At 52.9% G+C, this 14,490-nt stretch carries 15 protein-coding genes; 8 read left to right on the top strand and 7 right to left on the bottom strand.

Annotated elements, in window-relative coordinates; translation table 11 throughout:
• Positions 1–4 precede the first annotated feature (4 nt).
• Positions 5–766 (bottom strand): DNA-binding transcriptional repressor YgbI, encoded by a 762-nt coding sequence (gene ygbI / locus IBT47_RS06690; protein ID WP_200559856.1) that lies wholly within the window; start codon positions 764–766, stop codon positions 5–7.
• A gap of 319 nt (positions 767–1,085) precedes the next feature.
• On the opposite strand from ygbI, the gene ltnD reads away from it, so the two are divergent.
• The 8 genes from ltnD (at position 1,086) to IBT47_RS06650 (ending at position 9,926) form a co-directional block, all read left to right on the top strand.
• Entirely contained in the window at positions 1,086–2,000 is a 915-nt protein-coding gene (ltnD, locus tag IBT47_RS06685) for an L-threonate dehydrogenase (protein WP_200559855.1), read from the top strand.
• Positions 2,000–3,262, top strand: a complete 1,263-nt coding sequence (otnK, locus tag IBT47_RS06680) for a 3-oxo-tetronate kinase (RefSeq protein ID WP_200559854.1) — start codon at positions 2,000–2,002, stop codon at positions 3,260–3,262. The genes ltnD and otnK overlap by 1 nt, the downstream gene beginning before the upstream one ends.
• Positions 3,259–3,882, top strand: a complete 624-nt coding sequence (locus IBT47_RS06675; protein ID WP_200547346.1) for an aldolase — start codon at positions 3,259–3,261, stop codon at positions 3,880–3,882. The genes otnK and IBT47_RS06675 overlap by 4 nt, the downstream gene beginning before the upstream one ends.
• Before the next feature lie 4 nt (positions 3,883–3,886).
• Positions 3,887–4,663, top strand: coding sequence for an HPr family phosphocarrier protein (locus IBT47_RS06670; protein WP_200547347.1), 777 nt, complete (start codon positions 3,887–3,889; stop codon positions 4,661–4,663).
• 142 nt (positions 4,664–4,805) lie between these two features.
• On the top strand, positions 4,806–6,161 hold the full coding sequence (locus IBT47_RS06665) for a GntP family transporter (protein ID WP_200559853.1): 1,356 nt from the start codon (positions 4,806–4,808) through the stop codon (positions 6,159–6,161).
• 429 nt (positions 6,162–6,590) lie between these two features.
• On the top strand, positions 6,591–7,973 hold the full coding sequence (locus IBT47_RS06660; RefSeq protein WP_200559852.1) for an aspartate aminotransferase family protein: 1,383 nt from the start codon (positions 6,591–6,593) through the stop codon (positions 7,971–7,973).
• The gene (locus IBT47_RS06655) at positions 7,963–9,054 is read left to right on the top strand and encodes a GNAT family N-acetyltransferase (RefSeq protein ID WP_200559851.1); all 1,092 of its coding nucleotides are present in this window, start codon (positions 7,963–7,965) and stop codon (positions 9,052–9,054) included. Before IBT47_RS06660 ends, IBT47_RS06655 begins: the two co-directional genes overlap by 11 nt.
• Positions 9,030–9,926, top strand: a complete 897-nt coding sequence (locus IBT47_RS06650; protein WP_200559850.1) for a hypothetical protein — start codon at positions 9,030–9,032, stop codon at positions 9,924–9,926. Before IBT47_RS06655 ends, IBT47_RS06650 begins: the two co-directional genes overlap by 25 nt.
• On the opposite strand, the gene IBT47_RS06645 is transcribed toward IBT47_RS06650, so the two are convergent.
• The 6 genes from IBT47_RS06645 to IBT47_RS06620 all read right to left on the bottom strand — a co-directional run bounded on the left by IBT47_RS06645 (position 9,915) and on the right by IBT47_RS06620 (position 13,966).
• Complete coding sequence (locus IBT47_RS06645) at positions 9,915–11,138, bottom strand: DegT/DnrJ/EryC1/StrS family aminotransferase (protein ID WP_200559849.1); 1,224 nt, start codon at positions 11,136–11,138, stop codon at positions 9,915–9,917. The genes IBT47_RS06650 and IBT47_RS06645 overlap by 12 nt on opposite strands.
• Complete coding sequence (locus IBT47_RS06640; protein ID WP_105591020.1) at positions 11,135–11,536, bottom strand: multidrug efflux SMR transporter; 402 nt, start codon at positions 11,534–11,536, stop codon at positions 11,135–11,137. The genes IBT47_RS06645 and IBT47_RS06640 overlap by 4 nt, the downstream gene beginning before the upstream one ends.
• Positions 11,536–11,892, bottom strand: coding sequence for an EamA family transporter (locus tag IBT47_RS06635; protein WP_105591021.1), 357 nt, complete (start codon positions 11,890–11,892; stop codon positions 11,536–11,538). The genes IBT47_RS06640 and IBT47_RS06635 overlap by 1 nt, the downstream gene beginning before the upstream one ends.
• Positions 11,889–12,734, bottom strand: coding sequence for a carboxylesterase (locus IBT47_RS06630; RefSeq protein WP_200559848.1), 846 nt, complete (start codon positions 12,732–12,734; stop codon positions 11,889–11,891). Before IBT47_RS06630 ends, IBT47_RS06635 begins: the two co-directional genes overlap by 4 nt.
• Entirely contained in the window at positions 12,731–13,450 is a 720-nt protein-coding gene (locus IBT47_RS06625) for an MtnX-like HAD-IB family phosphatase (RefSeq protein WP_105591023.1), read from the bottom strand. Before IBT47_RS06625 ends, IBT47_RS06630 begins: the two co-directional genes overlap by 4 nt.
• Positions 13,451–13,753: 303 nt before the next feature.
• The gene (locus tag IBT47_RS06620) at positions 13,754–13,966 is read right to left on the bottom strand and encodes a hypothetical protein (protein ID WP_200559847.1); all 213 of its coding nucleotides are present in this window, start codon (positions 13,964–13,966) and stop codon (positions 13,754–13,756) included.
• Between the last annotated feature and the right edge of the window lie 524 nt (positions 13,967–14,490).

Below are 14,490 nucleotides of genomic sequence, written 5' to 3'. Positions count from 1 at the left end.
GGGCTTAACCCGCAATAGTGATATCTATATTCATTGCTGCCAGCTCACGACTGGCGGACGCCGAAAGATGTGGATCGGTGATTATGCCATCAAACTGTTCGAGCGGTAGTGCCAGAAAAGTGGCAATTTTATTGTATTTTGAACTGTCGGCCAGCAGTACCCGTTTACGGCTTACTTCGCTGGCAGCACGCTTAACGGCAATTTTTTCCTCATCCGGCGTGAAGGTTCCGCGCGTGCCCCAGCAGGATGCCGAGATAAAAGCGATGTCAATGGACAGTCCGCGCAGGGCCTGAGCGGCGGCTTCTCCAACGCTGGATCGGTTATCGCGACACAGGGTGCCGCCGGTGTGGATCATCCTGCACTGGCTGCCATCAATCAGAAAATTGGCAATGGCGAAATCGTTGGTGACGATCAGCAGATCATCACGAACGCTGAGTTCGCGGGCAAGCGCCAGCGTGGTGGTGCCTGCGTCCAGATAGAGGCAGCTGTTACGGGGAATATGCTGGGCTGCCGCAGCGCCGATGGCTTGTTTTTCCTGGCTGAACATACTGGTTTTATCCAGATGCGAAGGCTCACTGGATAATCGCTCCGTAGAACGCACACCACCGGAAACCAACATTACCGCTCCCTGTTCTTCCAGCTTTTGCAGATCGCGGCGAATCGTCATATGGGAGACCGCCAGTCGTTCGGTCAGTTCGGCAATACTGACTACGCCACGTTCCTGCACCAGCGATAAAATTTGTTGATGGCGTTCAACGGGTATCATGAACTCTCCTTGCGAATAAGCGGCGTAACCTGCAAACGGTGTTGAAAAATGTCATCGGCTCAGCGATACAACACCACAATTTTTACCAATTTATCACGCCGAAGATTTTCCGTCACAGCTTTTCAGCCAGTGAATTCACCTATCCTACTGAATAATGATGATTTTATTTTCATAAATATTCTTTTTCCACTGTTAATCTATGTGAACCTTGTTGTCCTTATTGTTAATTATTGTGATGTGTATCACCAAGTTTGCGGTTTAAAACGCCTATACTTCACACAAGAAAACAAATTATCACCAAAATTAACACGGAGAGCGTATGTCAAACGCAGCATCAATGTCGGTTTGTGTCGTTGGCCTCGGTTCTATGGGCATGGGCGCGGCGCAATCCTGTATTAAGGCAGGCCTGCGGACCTGGGGCGTGGATCTCAATCCACAGGCATTACAAACCCTGCGCGATAGCGGCGCACAGGCGGCAGAGAGCCGTGCTGATGATTTCGCCGACCAGTTGGATGCGGTGCTGCTGCTGGTGGTCAATGCCGCTCAGGTTAAGGCCATTCTGTTTGGTGAAAATGGCCTGGCTTCACACCTGAAGCCGGGTACCGCCGTGATGGTTTCCTCGACGATTTCTTCCGCCGATGCGCAGAGCATTGAACAGCAGCTGGCACAGTATCAGCTGATCATGCTGGATGCGCCGGTTTCCGGTGGCGCGGTGAAAGCCGCGGCGGGCGAGATGACGGTGATGGCGTCGGGCAGCGATGCTGCCTTCGAACGCCTGCAGCCGGTGCTGGATGCGGTGGCGGGCAAGGTGTATCGCATTGGCAGTGAAATCGGTCTTGGCTCGACGGTGAAGATTATTCATCAGCTGCTGGCCGGGGTGCATATTGCGGCCGGAGCAGAAGCGATGGCGCTGGCGGCACGTGCGGGTATCCCGCTGGATACCATGTACGACGTGGTGACGAACGCGGCGGGAAATTCATGGATGTTTGAAAACCGTATGCGCCACGTTGTTGACGGTGATTACTCGCCGAAATCCGCCGTCGATATTTTCGTGAAGGATCTCGGTCTGGTCGCTGATACGGCGAAAGCGCTGCACTTTCCGCTGCCGCTGGCCTCAACGGCGTTCAACATGTTCACCTCCGCCAGTAACGCAGGCTACGGCCGCGAGGATGACAGCGCGGTGATCAAGATCTTTAGCGGCATTACGCTGCCGGAAAAAAAGGAGCAGAAATAATGCGCCTGGGTGTGATTGCTGATGATTTTACCGGTGCTACCGATATTGCCAGTTTTCTGGTGCAGAACGGTATGTCAACGGTGCAGGTTAACGGTGTGCCGCAGGACGACCGCCAGCTGGATGCCGAAGCGATTGTGGTTAGCCTGAAGTCGCGTTCCTGCGCGGCGGAAAAAGCCGTCGAGGATTCCCTTGCGGCATTGGCCTGGCTGCAGCAGCAGGGCTGCGAACGGTTCTATTTTAAATACTGCTCGACCTTTGACAGCACCGCGAAAGGGAATATCGGCCCGGTCACCGATGCGTTGCTGGCCGCGCTGGGTGAAACTCAGACGGTCATTTCGCCGTCGCTGCCGGTGAATGGTCGTACCGTCTATCAAGGGCATTTGTTCGTGATGAACCAGCTGCTGTCCGATTCAGGTATGCGCCATCATCCGGTTACGCCAATGACCGACAGCAATCTGCTGCGCCTGATGGAAGCACAGGCAGCGGGTAAAGCCGGGCTGATCGCCAGCCAGACGCTGGATCGCGGTGTTGAGGCGGTACGGGCAGAGCTGGCCGAGCTGGCGGCAGCGGGCGTGCGTTATGTGGTACTGGATGCGCTTAACGAGCAGCATCTGCTGACTCAGGGGGAAGCGCTGCGTGAGATGAAGCTGGTGACCGGCGGTTCCGGGCTGGCAATTGGCCTGGCGCGGCAGTGGGCAACCAGCGGCTGGGATCGCGAACAGGCGCAGGCAGCGGGTAAACCGCAGGGTGGACGGGCGGTGGTGATTTCAGGTTCCTGTTCGACGATGACCAACCGCCAGGTTTCCCGCTACCGTCAACAGGCTTCCTCGCAGGCGGTTGATGTGGAGCGCGCGCTGCAACAGCGCGAGGCCTATGCACACGAGCTGTGCGACTGGGTGGCGAAGCATGCTGATGAGCCGCTGGCTCCGATGCTGTTTGCCACTTCTGAACCGGAAACGCTGCAGCGGATTCAGCAACAGTACGGTGCGCAGCAGAGCAGCGAGGCCGTTGAGCAGCTGTTTGCCAGCGTAGTGCGTGAACTGCAACAGCGGGGCTGGCAGCGCTTTATCGTTGCCGGAGGCGAAACCTCGGGCGTGGTGGCGCAGACGCTGAACATTGATGCTTTCCACATCGGTCCGGTGATTTCTCCCGGAGTTCCGTGGGTCAGATCGGTCACGCAGCCGGTGTCCCTTGCGCTGAAATCCGGTAATTTCGGTGATGAAAACTTTTTTGCCCGGGCGCAAACGGAGTTCGTAGTATGACTGAACAGCAGGCACGAGAAGAAATGGTCCGGCTGGGAGCCTCATTTTTCCAGCGCGGATATGCCACCGGTTCGGCAGGGAATTTATCGATGCGCCTGGAGGACGGCACGCTGCTGGCGACGCCGACAGGCTCCTGCCTTGGCGAGCTGGTGGCCGAACGACTGTCGAAGGTCACTCCGGAAGGAGAGTGGATCGGTGGCGATAAACCCTCGAAAGAGATCAGCTTCCACCGTGCGATCTATCAGAACAACCCGGAGTGCGGTGCCATCGTGCATCTGCACTGCCTGTATCTGACCGCACTTTCCTGCCTGGAAGGGCTGGACAGCAAAAACTGCATTCGTCCTTTCACGCCGTATGTTGTGATGCGCGTTGGCGATGTGCCGGTTGTTCCTTATTATCGTCCGGGCGATCCTCGTCTCGGTGAGGATCTGGCGAAGCTGGCGCCGAACTACCGGGCATTCCTGCTGGCGAATCACGGACCGGTGGTGGTGGGGAAAACGCTGCGTGAGGCGGCGGATAATACCGAAGAACTGGAAGAGACTGCCCGACTGATATTTACCCTGGGCGATCGCCCTATTCGTTATCTGACCGATGACGAAGTGGCTGAATTACGGAGCTGAAGACATGCCTAAGTTTGCTGCTAATCTGTCTACCCTGTTTAACGAACTGCCTTTCCTTGAGCGCTTTGATGCGGCGGCAAAGGCTGGCTTTAAAGGCGTTGAATTTTTATTCCCTTACGATTACGACGCGGCGGTACTGAAAGAGGCGCTGACGCGTAATAACCTGGAGTTGGTATTGTTCAATACCGCACCGGGGAATGCGGCGGCGGGAGAGTGGGGCGTTTGCGCTATCCCGGGGCGAGAAGACGATGCCCGTCGTGATATCGATCGCGCGCTGGAGTATGCGCTGGCGCTGAACTGCCGCCAGGTCCACGTGATGGCTTCGGTGGTGCCGCCGGGTGCCGACCGCGAAGCCTGGTGCCAAACCTTCATCGACAACGTACGTTATGCGGCTGACCGCTTTGCGCCACACGGTATTCGCGTGCTGCTTGAGGCGCTGAACCCGAAAACCAAGTTGAACTATCTCTACTCCAGCCAGTATCAGACGCTGGACATCGTTAAGCGCGTCGACAGGCCCAATGTTTTCACCCAGCTCGATCTGTTCCACGCACAGCTGGTGGATGGCAACCTGAGCCATCTGATCGCCGATTACGTCGGTCAGTACCAACATATTCAGATTGCCTCCGCGCCCGATCGCCATGAACCGGATGAAGGCGAGCTGAACTATCCGTGGCTGTTCGATCTGATTGACCGCAGCGGTTATCAGGGCTGGATCGGCTGCGAATATTTCCCACGTACTACCACTCTGGAAGGTCTGGGCTGGTTCGACGCCTGGAAATAATCTGACGTTATGACTCACCGCGCTGCGCAAATTCTGCGCAGCGTCGGGTTTCTGTTGCCTGAATCTGGCTAAATGCCAGGGAAAATGCTGCTGCTAACAGTGCTCTAAAGTACTGAAATAAAATAATTATTGAGGCTTTTTTATGTCTACCGCCCTGTTATTAACCATTGCCGTTGCCAGCGTGCTGATTTTGCTGCTGCTGGTCATCAAAGCTAAAGTGCATCCCTTTGTCGCCTTGCTGGTGGTTAGCCTGCTGGTCGCCATCGCCACCGGTATTCCCGCCGATAATATTATGAAGGTCATTTCCGCCGGAATGGGCGGCCTGCTGGGTTCGATAACCATTATTATCGTGCTGGGTGCAATGCTGGGGGCGATTATTGAATGCTCCGGTGGCGCAGAATCCCTGGCCCAGCGCTTTACCCAGGTGCTGGGAATTAAGCGTACCGTTGCGGCGCTGACCATGGCGGCCTTTATTCTCGGCATTCCGGTGTTCTTTGAAGTTGGCTTTATTATCGTTATTCCGCTTATCTATGGCTTTACTAAGGTGGCCCGCGTTTCACCGTTGAAATATGGTCTGCCGATGGCCGGTGTCATGCTGACCGTGCACGTGGCGCTGCCAACCCATCCCGGTGCGGCGGCAGCGGCGGGGCTGTTAGGCAGCGATATGGGCTGGCTGATGCTGCTGGGTATAGCCGTTTCCATTCCCGTTGGCGTGGTGGGCTATTTCGTCGCGAAAGCGATGAACCGCCGTCAGTATCAGCTGTCGGTCAGCGTGCTGGAGCAGTTACAGCTGGCAAAACCGGAAGGCAGTCAGAGCGCGAAAGATGAGCAGGCCCCCGGTGCCTGGCTGATTTCCTCACTGATCGTCGTACCTATCGTGCTGATTGTGGTGGGCACCCTGGCACACAGCGTCCTGCCTGAAGGCAATATCATTCGTCAGGTGTTAACGCTGGTGGGAACGCCGGCTATTGCGCTGCTGATTGCGCTGGCGCTCTCCGCCTGGCTACTGGGGCTGCGCCGCGGCTGGAGCCGCGACAAACTGAGTGACCTGTTGGATCGCGCTATTCCCAGCTCGGCAGGTGTCATTCTGGTTGCCGGTGCCGGTGGCGCATTTGGTAAGGTACTGGTTGAATCCGGCGTAGGTAAAGCGCTGGCACTGTCGCTGGAGACGATTAATCTGCCGCTGATCCCGGCTGCGTTCCTGCTCTCGCTGGCGCTGCGGGCCTCGCAGGGGTCGGCCACCGTGGCGATTCTGACCACCAGCGGGTTATTAACTCAGGCGGTGACAGGGCTGAGCGATATGCAGCTGGTGTTGGTCACGCTGTCGACCTGTTTTGGCGGGCTGGGACTTTCCCACGTCAATGACGCCGGTTTCTGGGTGGTGACCCGCTATTTAGGCCTGTCGGTTGCCGACGGCTTGAAAACCTGGACGGTGTTAACGACCGCAATGGGCCTGACCGGTTTTGTGCTGGTGTGGCTGCTGTCGGCGGTGCTGTAACCCACAAATCGGCGAAGCGGTAATCTTCTTCTATACTTAAGCCACAGGGACTTACTGACGAGTCCTGTGGCTTTTTCCTTTGAAGGAGATGAAGAATGAAAATTATTCTCTGGGTCATCGCAATTATTTTTATCGTCGGCCTGTTAACGATTACCGGTGTCTTTAAGCTTATTTTCTGATTTTTTATTCCGGTCATTTGTGTTTTTCAGATGGCCGGAATATTAATAATATTCTTGAGTAATCATGCTTTTTTAAATTCTAAAATGTAATTATTTACTATTTTTGTTTTTTGGTTCGAGAAAGAATTTCAAAATAAATATGGCTATTTTAATTATCAACTAAACGTCAACATACCCTCTGCATGCGCTGAAATATTTTTTTTGCAGGATATACTCGCAGAACTTATATGGAGTAAAGTGCCAAGGAGATATGATGACGTCTAATGAAGAGCAGCTGTTGCAGGATGAAGCGAAGTATTGTTCGTATGGCGATACGGTTCATTACGTTAACCCCCCGAAAATATTTGACCGCTGTCAGGGAAGCTTTCTGTTTGACGCGGAAGATACTCCCTATCTCGATCTGCAAATGTGGTATTCAGCGGTTAATTTTGGCTACGCTAACGCCCGGCTCGATAATGCGTTAAAAAGCCAGATCGATCGGCTGCCACAGTTGGCCAGCCAGTATCTGCATCCCACCAAAATCGAGCTGTCAAAAATTATTGCTCAGGATATGGAACGTAAGTTCGGCCTGCCAGGAAGAGTACACTTTAACGTGGGCGGTTCGCAGTCCGTTGATGATTCCCTGAAGCTGGTACGAAATTTCTGCAACGGTAAAAGCCGGATGTTTGCCTTTGAAGGGGGCTATCACGGTCGCACACTGGGTGCATCATCTATCACCTCCAGTTATCGCTATCGCCGTCGCTTTGGTCACTTTGGCGAACGCGCTCAGTTTATTCCATTCCCGTATCCGTTCCGCCGTCAAAAAGGCATGACGCCTGAAGAATATGCGGAAAAACTGGTGGCCGATTTTGCCCGTCTGTTTGAAAACGAGTACCACGGCCTGTGGGATCCTAAAGCGCAGCAGGCAGAATTCGCTGCGTTCTATATCGAACCCGTGCAGGGAACCGGCGGCTACGTTATTCCACCGCGTAACTTCTATCCCGCGCTGAAAAAGGTGCTCGATCAGCACGGCATTCTGCTGGTGGTGGATGAAATCCAGATGGGCTTCTATCGTACCGGCAAGCTGTGGTCGATTGAACACTTTGGCATTACTCCGGATGTGCTGGTGTTTGGTAAAGCGCTGACTAACGGGCTTAATCCACTGGCGGGCATCTGGGCGCGTGAAGAGATGATTAATCCGACCACCTTCCCGGTAGGTTCCACCCACTCGACGTTTGCTTCGAACCCGTTGGGCACCGCCGTTGGCCTGGAAGTGATGCATATGCTGGCAGAGAAAGATTATGAACGTCAGGTTATGGAGAGTGGAGCTTATTTCCTTGAAGGGCTGAAATCGCTACAGAGCCAGCATAAAGAGATTGGTGACGTTGACGGTCTTGGTCTGGCACTGCGTGCGGAACTTTGCGGACCTGATGGATTCACGCCTGATAAAGCACTGCTCGATAAAATGGTGGATATTGGCCTTTCCGGTACGCTGGAGTATCAGGGGCAGAAAACCGGACTGGTTCTGGATGTCGGGGGATACTATAAAAACGTGATCACCTTTGCGCCATCTCTGGAGATCAGTCGCGCTGAAATCGATCAGGCTATCGTGCTGCTGGATCAACTGCTGGTTCGGGCAAAACGTGAGCGGTAATCCTCTGCATATGATGAAAGACGGGTACGTCAATCAGTTGGAACCGGCGGGGCTTATTTCGGCGTTTGCACTCCATCCGCCTGAAGGATTTAACGTGCGGATTGCCGAAAACGGCCTGCCGATATTTACCACCCGGTTCGATCTGTTAACGACCGTTGAACCCGCGCTGCGCCAGCGGTTAGCCCGCTGGCCCGGTTTCCCGGGCTGGCGGAAGTGGCTCACGCTGGATACCTGTTTTATTGGGGCAACGACCAGCGAATATGCCTGCCTGCCACGGCAGCAGGAGCCGGCCGCGCTGCTGGGATGGATTGAAACCCACTGCGGTAATAAGCATTCTCTGACCATTATTAAAGATCTTCCCATTTCGTCACCGCTGCTGTCTGCAGCGGATAACGACTACAGTCGCCGCCTGATAGCGGCGGCGGAAGCGCAAGGTTACATTTGTGTGGAAGGCCAGGCGCTGGCGGTTGTTCCGATCGATTTTACCAGCACCGATGAGTTTCTGGCGCGCATGTCCCGTAGCCGGCGTCGTAATCTTCGCCGCAAGCTTCGCAGCCGTGATGAGCTTCGTATTGAGGTAATTCACTGTGGTGAAGAACGCCTGGAAGATCCCCACTGGCGTGCTCAGCTCTATCAGTTTTATCTTTCGGTGTGGCAGCAGAGTGAGGTGCATTTTGATTTGCTTAGCGCCGAGTTCTTTGACCATTTGCTGCTGGACCGGCACAGTGCCGGAAAACTGTTCTGCTACTGGTACGAAGATCGATTGGTCGGTTTCAACCTTTGCTATCAGTTTCAGGGCCGACTGGTGGATAAGTATATTGGCTTCGACTATTCACTGGCGATGAAATTTAACCTCTATTTTGTCAGCTGGTTTGTCAATCTGGAGTACGCCATCGAGCAGGGATTGCAGGAATACGTTGCGGGCTGGACCGACCCGGAAGTCAAGGCCAGCCTCGGTGCCAGCTTTACTTTTACCCGGCATCTGGTGCGCGTGCGAAATCCGCTCCTGCGGGCAGCGGTGTGCTATTTTCGTCATTATCTGGAGGGGGATAAAAAGTGGTCCGATCCTCCCCCTGGCTGACGGCAGAAGATCGGCCACTGGTGCTGGACTTTGATGGTTCAGTGGCCGGACTGGAGCAGGCAACAATACTGCCGTTGTCTGACTGGCAGCAGCGGGTCCGCTTTGGGGCCGGCTGGGGTGACTGGCGAAAGCTAATAGCCGCCAGTCGGGATCTGTTGCCCGAGCGCTATGGCTGCGTCTTCACCGGAAGTGGGGACTACCACCATCTCAGCTATTTGCTGTTACAGCGTCTGCCAGCGGACCGCCCGGTGCAGCTGATTATCTGCGATAACCATCCGGATAATATGCTCTATCCTTTCGGCATCCACTGTGGCTCCTGGGTTTATCATGCCAGCCGTTTGCCGCAGATTAGTCAAATACACGTGTTGGGTATCTGTTCATCCGATATTGCTCTGAGTCACGCCTGGGAAAATCATCTGCGCCCTCTGTTATCTAAGAAGCTGCACTACTGGAGCATCGGTGTGGATACCCGGTGGCTTAACTGGCTGGGTGCAGGGGAGTGTAATCACCGTTTTGATGATCCGGATAGTTTACTGTCGGCATTTTTACGTCAGCTAAGCGGCGACCCGATTTATCTGTCACTGGATAAAGATGTCTTAAGCAAGCAGGTGGTACAAACCAACTGGGATCAGGGATGTTTTGAGCTAAAACATCTGGAATTACTGATTGAGGCCTGTGCCAATCGGCTGGTGGGGATGGATATCACCGGAGAAGTCTCATCATGTGAGTATCACAGCCGCCTCAAACGCTGGTTAAGCGCCGGTGATGGCCAGCAGTTGATATCGGCCAGTGAAGCTGCGGAATGGCAGCGTTCGCAAAACCGTCTTAATCAACAGCTGCTGGCTGTTGTTCAGCGGGCTTCAGGTGGTTAGTGCAGCGCGCAGCACGGAAACAATCAGTGCAAAATCATCGTCTTCAACCCAGTGACTGTTGCTGATGCTCAGTGAACGAGCAGCAAAGTCTTCCGCGTTGGGTATGGAGGAGGGCAGACATAATGGCGTAACGGCGGGATAGCCGAATAAAGTATGAATAAACAGCCGGGTCACGCCCAATCCAGCCGTCCAAAGGTGCTGCATCGCACGGTCGCGAGAGCCGCGGTCAGGCATCAGCAGTAGAAAGAATGGCCACACTCCCTGCTGGTGCGGCCCATCCTGCAGGACCGTTACGCCAGCAAGCTGCCTGAGCTCGGCGAGTCTGCTCTTTGCCCGCAGGCTGTTTTGTTGTTGCCAGGCTGAAAATCGAGTCAAAGCCGAGGCGGCGACTCGCTGACGATAGTGGCCCAATGTGTGCAAAGGGATATCGTCTACGGTGAAATCATCGCCAACGGCGGTAACCGCATCGCCGCGATTCAGCGCACTGCGAAGCTGCCGGCCATAAACCCAGTCCAGCCTGTCAGGATGATACATCAGCCGATAGCCCCAGAGTTCGATGATACGGCGCAGTTCCCAGCCCGCGCGCCAGGGTAAATCGCGGGCGATCTGTCGTTCCATCTCTTTTTGCAGTTCAGCCGAGCGGCTGAACAGCACTCCTCCCTCTACCGTCGTTAACCCTTTTCCCATCGCCAGACTGAAAAAGCCAATGTCTCCCGCCAGGCCGACGCTTTCACCGGCATTTTTTGCCTCCATTGATTGTGCTGCATCTTCAATGACCGCCGTGCCGTGAGCTGCTGCGATTTTAATCACGGCAGCTGTATCGGCCACCCGGCCAGCATAGTGAGTGACTACGACGGCCAGCGTTTGCGAATCACACAGCTGTGCCAAGCGCTCCCTGTCGAAATTAATGCCACCGTACTCCATATCACAGGGAACGATTTTGAGCGGAGGGCAATAATGCGCAGCCAGCGCTACCAGCGGGCAGGTCCAGGCGGGGACAATAATACGATGTCGATTGGGCTGTCGCTGCTGCAAGGTGCGTAGGGCAATAATCAGTGCAGCAGTGCCTGAGCAGGTTAACAGCGGTGGAGGAATACCCAGTTCCTGCGCCAGTCGATCTGAAAAATCAGCGCGAGGTGGGAGTAAATCGCGCCAGAGCAGCGGCAATCCGGCGGTTGGCGGCAGCTGGCGTTGAAAAAAAGAACGGCTCATTCTGCCTGCTGTTCCGCTTCAGCCTTAACATGGGCGATTTCACCTTTTGCCAGGAAGAGTATTCCGGCGAGGATTAGCAATCCACCGACTATTTTTATGAGTGTCAGGCTGTCATCGAATAGCCATACCGATAGCAAAGTGACGCTGATAATTTCAAGGTGGGATGCGGCAAAGGCTGGCCCAATGGGGGCGTATTTCAGCAGCGTCATCCAGGTGAAAAAGGCACCGGCATAGCCTACGAATGCGCCATAAATCCACGGGTGGCTGAATACACGAGAGAGCCACGCGGAATCCATGGTGAGCGGAAATGCATGGATAGCCGCTGCCTTAAAACTGATCTGAGCCAGCGTGTCGAAAATCATCAGTGCGAGGAAACCAACAATGTAGAAACGTTTCATCAATTAATCCCTATTATCGCAACGCCCAGAGAAATCAACAAAATACCGATTACCCGCCAGCGGGTCAGCGATTCTTTAAACCAGATCCGCCCGGCGAGCATAATGGTGACAATGCTGGTTGAGCCAAGAAGCATACCGACAGAGAGAGGAACAAGCGTGAGGAAGGCCAGCCACAGCAAAAACTCCAGGATATAGCATGCCATCCCCAGCCAAAGCCACGGCCGCCGCAGCATATATCGCCACTGTTGCATACCTTCATAGTGTACGCTGCCGCTGGCTGCTGCTTTAAATGAGAGCTGGCCGAGGCTGTCGACAAGTACATTCAGTAACCACAGTATCAGGGTGAGCTGGCTCATAGCGCCTCACTCAGCGTAAGCGCCGTGTTAACGCTGTAGCGGCGGATGAAAGCAATCGAACGTTGAAACAGTTCCTGCCGATCGTTATCGATGGTAATCATATGATAGCTATTGGGGAGCAGTACCATTTCCACTGGACCACTGACGGTATCACGCACCAGTTCGGCATTACGGCGATGCGAGATATCGTCGTTGCTGGCATGTAACAGCAGGCAGGGGGTGTGAATATGGCGTAACTTGCGGCGGACGTTTCGCGATAGCAGTAAAAATTCGTTGAGTGAAGGCCATGGATTACCCGGCAAACCGGCTTCAGCGCTGTTACCACCTTGCATTTTGTCGGCAATTTTTTTTCTCAGCACTTCGTTTTGAATACCGTAAGGCGGTTCTTCATTAAACATTTTGTGGCGACCCACATTTAGCATTCCAGCCAGCGGAAGTAGCCAGGGTGCGGCAAAGCGTGAGAGCGGCGGAATGCTCCACCCGTCGTAGCGAAACGTCACGCTATAGGCCAGTACGCCTGCGACTTCGTTGGGGTGAGACGCGGTATATTTTAATGCCAGTACCGCTCCCATCGAGAGGCCACAAACGAAAAGTGTATCAACCTGTTTGCGCAGTATGTCTGCACCGTCGATCACGCTTTGATACCAGTCCTGCCAACGGGTAGCTATGAGGTCTTCAACGCTGCCACAGTGCCCGGCAAGCTGCAGGGCATAGACGGTATATCCCGCGCGATGAAATTCACGAGCCACACCGCGCATTTCTACGGGGGTTCCCGTCAGCCCATGGATCAGTAGCACGCCGATCCGCCCGGCAGGCAGCAAATAGTCGTGCTTTTCGATCATGAGATCTCCTGAGATGGAATCAACCGTGATTCTTTTGCAACCAGTCGTTCAAGGCAGGCTTGAGCTTCTCTGAAACTGTTAAACGGTGTATGAGGAATTCCAGCCTTCTGGCAATGAGTCAGCAAACTTTTTTTGGCCAACACATGATCCGCTATGGATGCCACGCAAAAATCGGATCGCCCGTCGCCTATGGCGATAAATTCGTCGTAATTTAACATTTTCGCCACCCGGCATTTGCAGGTGCCGCTTGCGTACTGGCAGTCAGGGGAAAAATGCGGAAAGCTGATGCGCCAGCCCCGGTCGCTTACCTGTTCAAGATGGTTAGCAATCACCGGCAGACCAGCAATATTGTTGTTGCGTAAAATACGTTCGATCGCATAATCAAGACCATCGCTGACGACATAAAGCGGTATCGCCTCAGCTTTCGCCCATCGGGCAAACCGGCAAAACTCAGGATCGATTTTGATTTGATCCAGGCAGGCATCTATCTGCTGGCGAGAAGCATCAAGTAATGATATTTGCCCACTCAGGCACTCTCTGGATCCTATTTCGGCATTTATCCAGCGTTTCTCCAGTAATTGCCAGTCAGGATGACCCAGTTTTTCCATTAATGTATCAGTGACATCAGCACAACTTATTGTGCCATCAAAATCACAAACAATAATCCAGTGTGAATCCGTGCGCGTAATAATGCCGGATAATCCCTGCTTTTTCATATATAGCGTCCGACGGTTGATTTGATAAATAAGGCATTCTCAGGCGTAAAGAATGCTCGGTTATTAACGAGTGCAGTCTATAATAAGCCGTGTAAATAAGACATAAACGGGATTGGCACATAAACCATTCGGCATGTAATCACCCTTTAAAAGGCACGAATTGTATTTTAATTCATAGATGAATTATCAGTTCTGAATGATATTTTCAACCTGTGACAAAATGCGAATTATCCCGTTACTTCTATTGGCATCGCGTTCTGAAGCGCGTTTAAGCCTTATGAAGTTGGGTACAGGCGAGGGGGATTACTGTTTGTTTAAAGTTTGATTAAGAACTTTTTCGGCAAGCGCTGTGGATAAGGCTTTGGAAAGGATGGATAAACCGGCGACAGTATCCTGGCTGTTAAGCTGTTTACGACAGCAGGCGCAAATCGCACCGTGATGCCCACCGCTGTTGTTGCCTTCGGTAAAGAAGAATTTTGTACTGCCACATTGTCCACACCTTAACATTTTAATCACTACAGCCTCCCTGTCTTCTGATGGATAAGAATTATCTTATCAAATTTCAGATGCAGATCCATAAATAAGATTTATTAGTTTTTTACGGGGCTGTTGTTTTTTAAGTTATTGATTTTATGCTTTTTATTCGCTTGGTGGTATGTTTTTTGATCATAACTTTGTTCTCCATTCGTAAATTAATCATGATTTATATGATTTAGCGTAAATTTTGTTCACTTTCGCAGTAAATATGATTGAGCGAGATTAATCAGGGGCGATAAAGCGCTACTTTCAGCCTGAACTGATTCGAAACTGTCCATTTCTCGAGGTGGTAAGAGAGCGGTGTTTTGGTTTTTTTTCATTTATATCAATGCATTCTGGTTTTTAGCAGAGTATGCTTTCTGCATAATATAGAGAAAAAACAGGAGTTAATGGTGTGTTTAGGTGAAAACGCTATAATTAACATTAATAGCCTAATGTTGACCGGGCCAAAATTTTGGGCCCTTACAGGAAGTTGATTCTTAATCATTCCCGGGGAGAAGTGA

Source organism: Erwinia sp. S43 (assembly GCF_016624745.1).
Taxonomy (GTDB): domain Bacteria; phylum Pseudomonadota; class Gammaproteobacteria; order Enterobacterales; family Enterobacteriaceae; genus Erwinia; species Erwinia coffeiphila.
The sequence above is the reverse complement of the archived record's forward strand: the minus strand, read 5'-3'. Positions and strand labels throughout refer to the sequence as shown.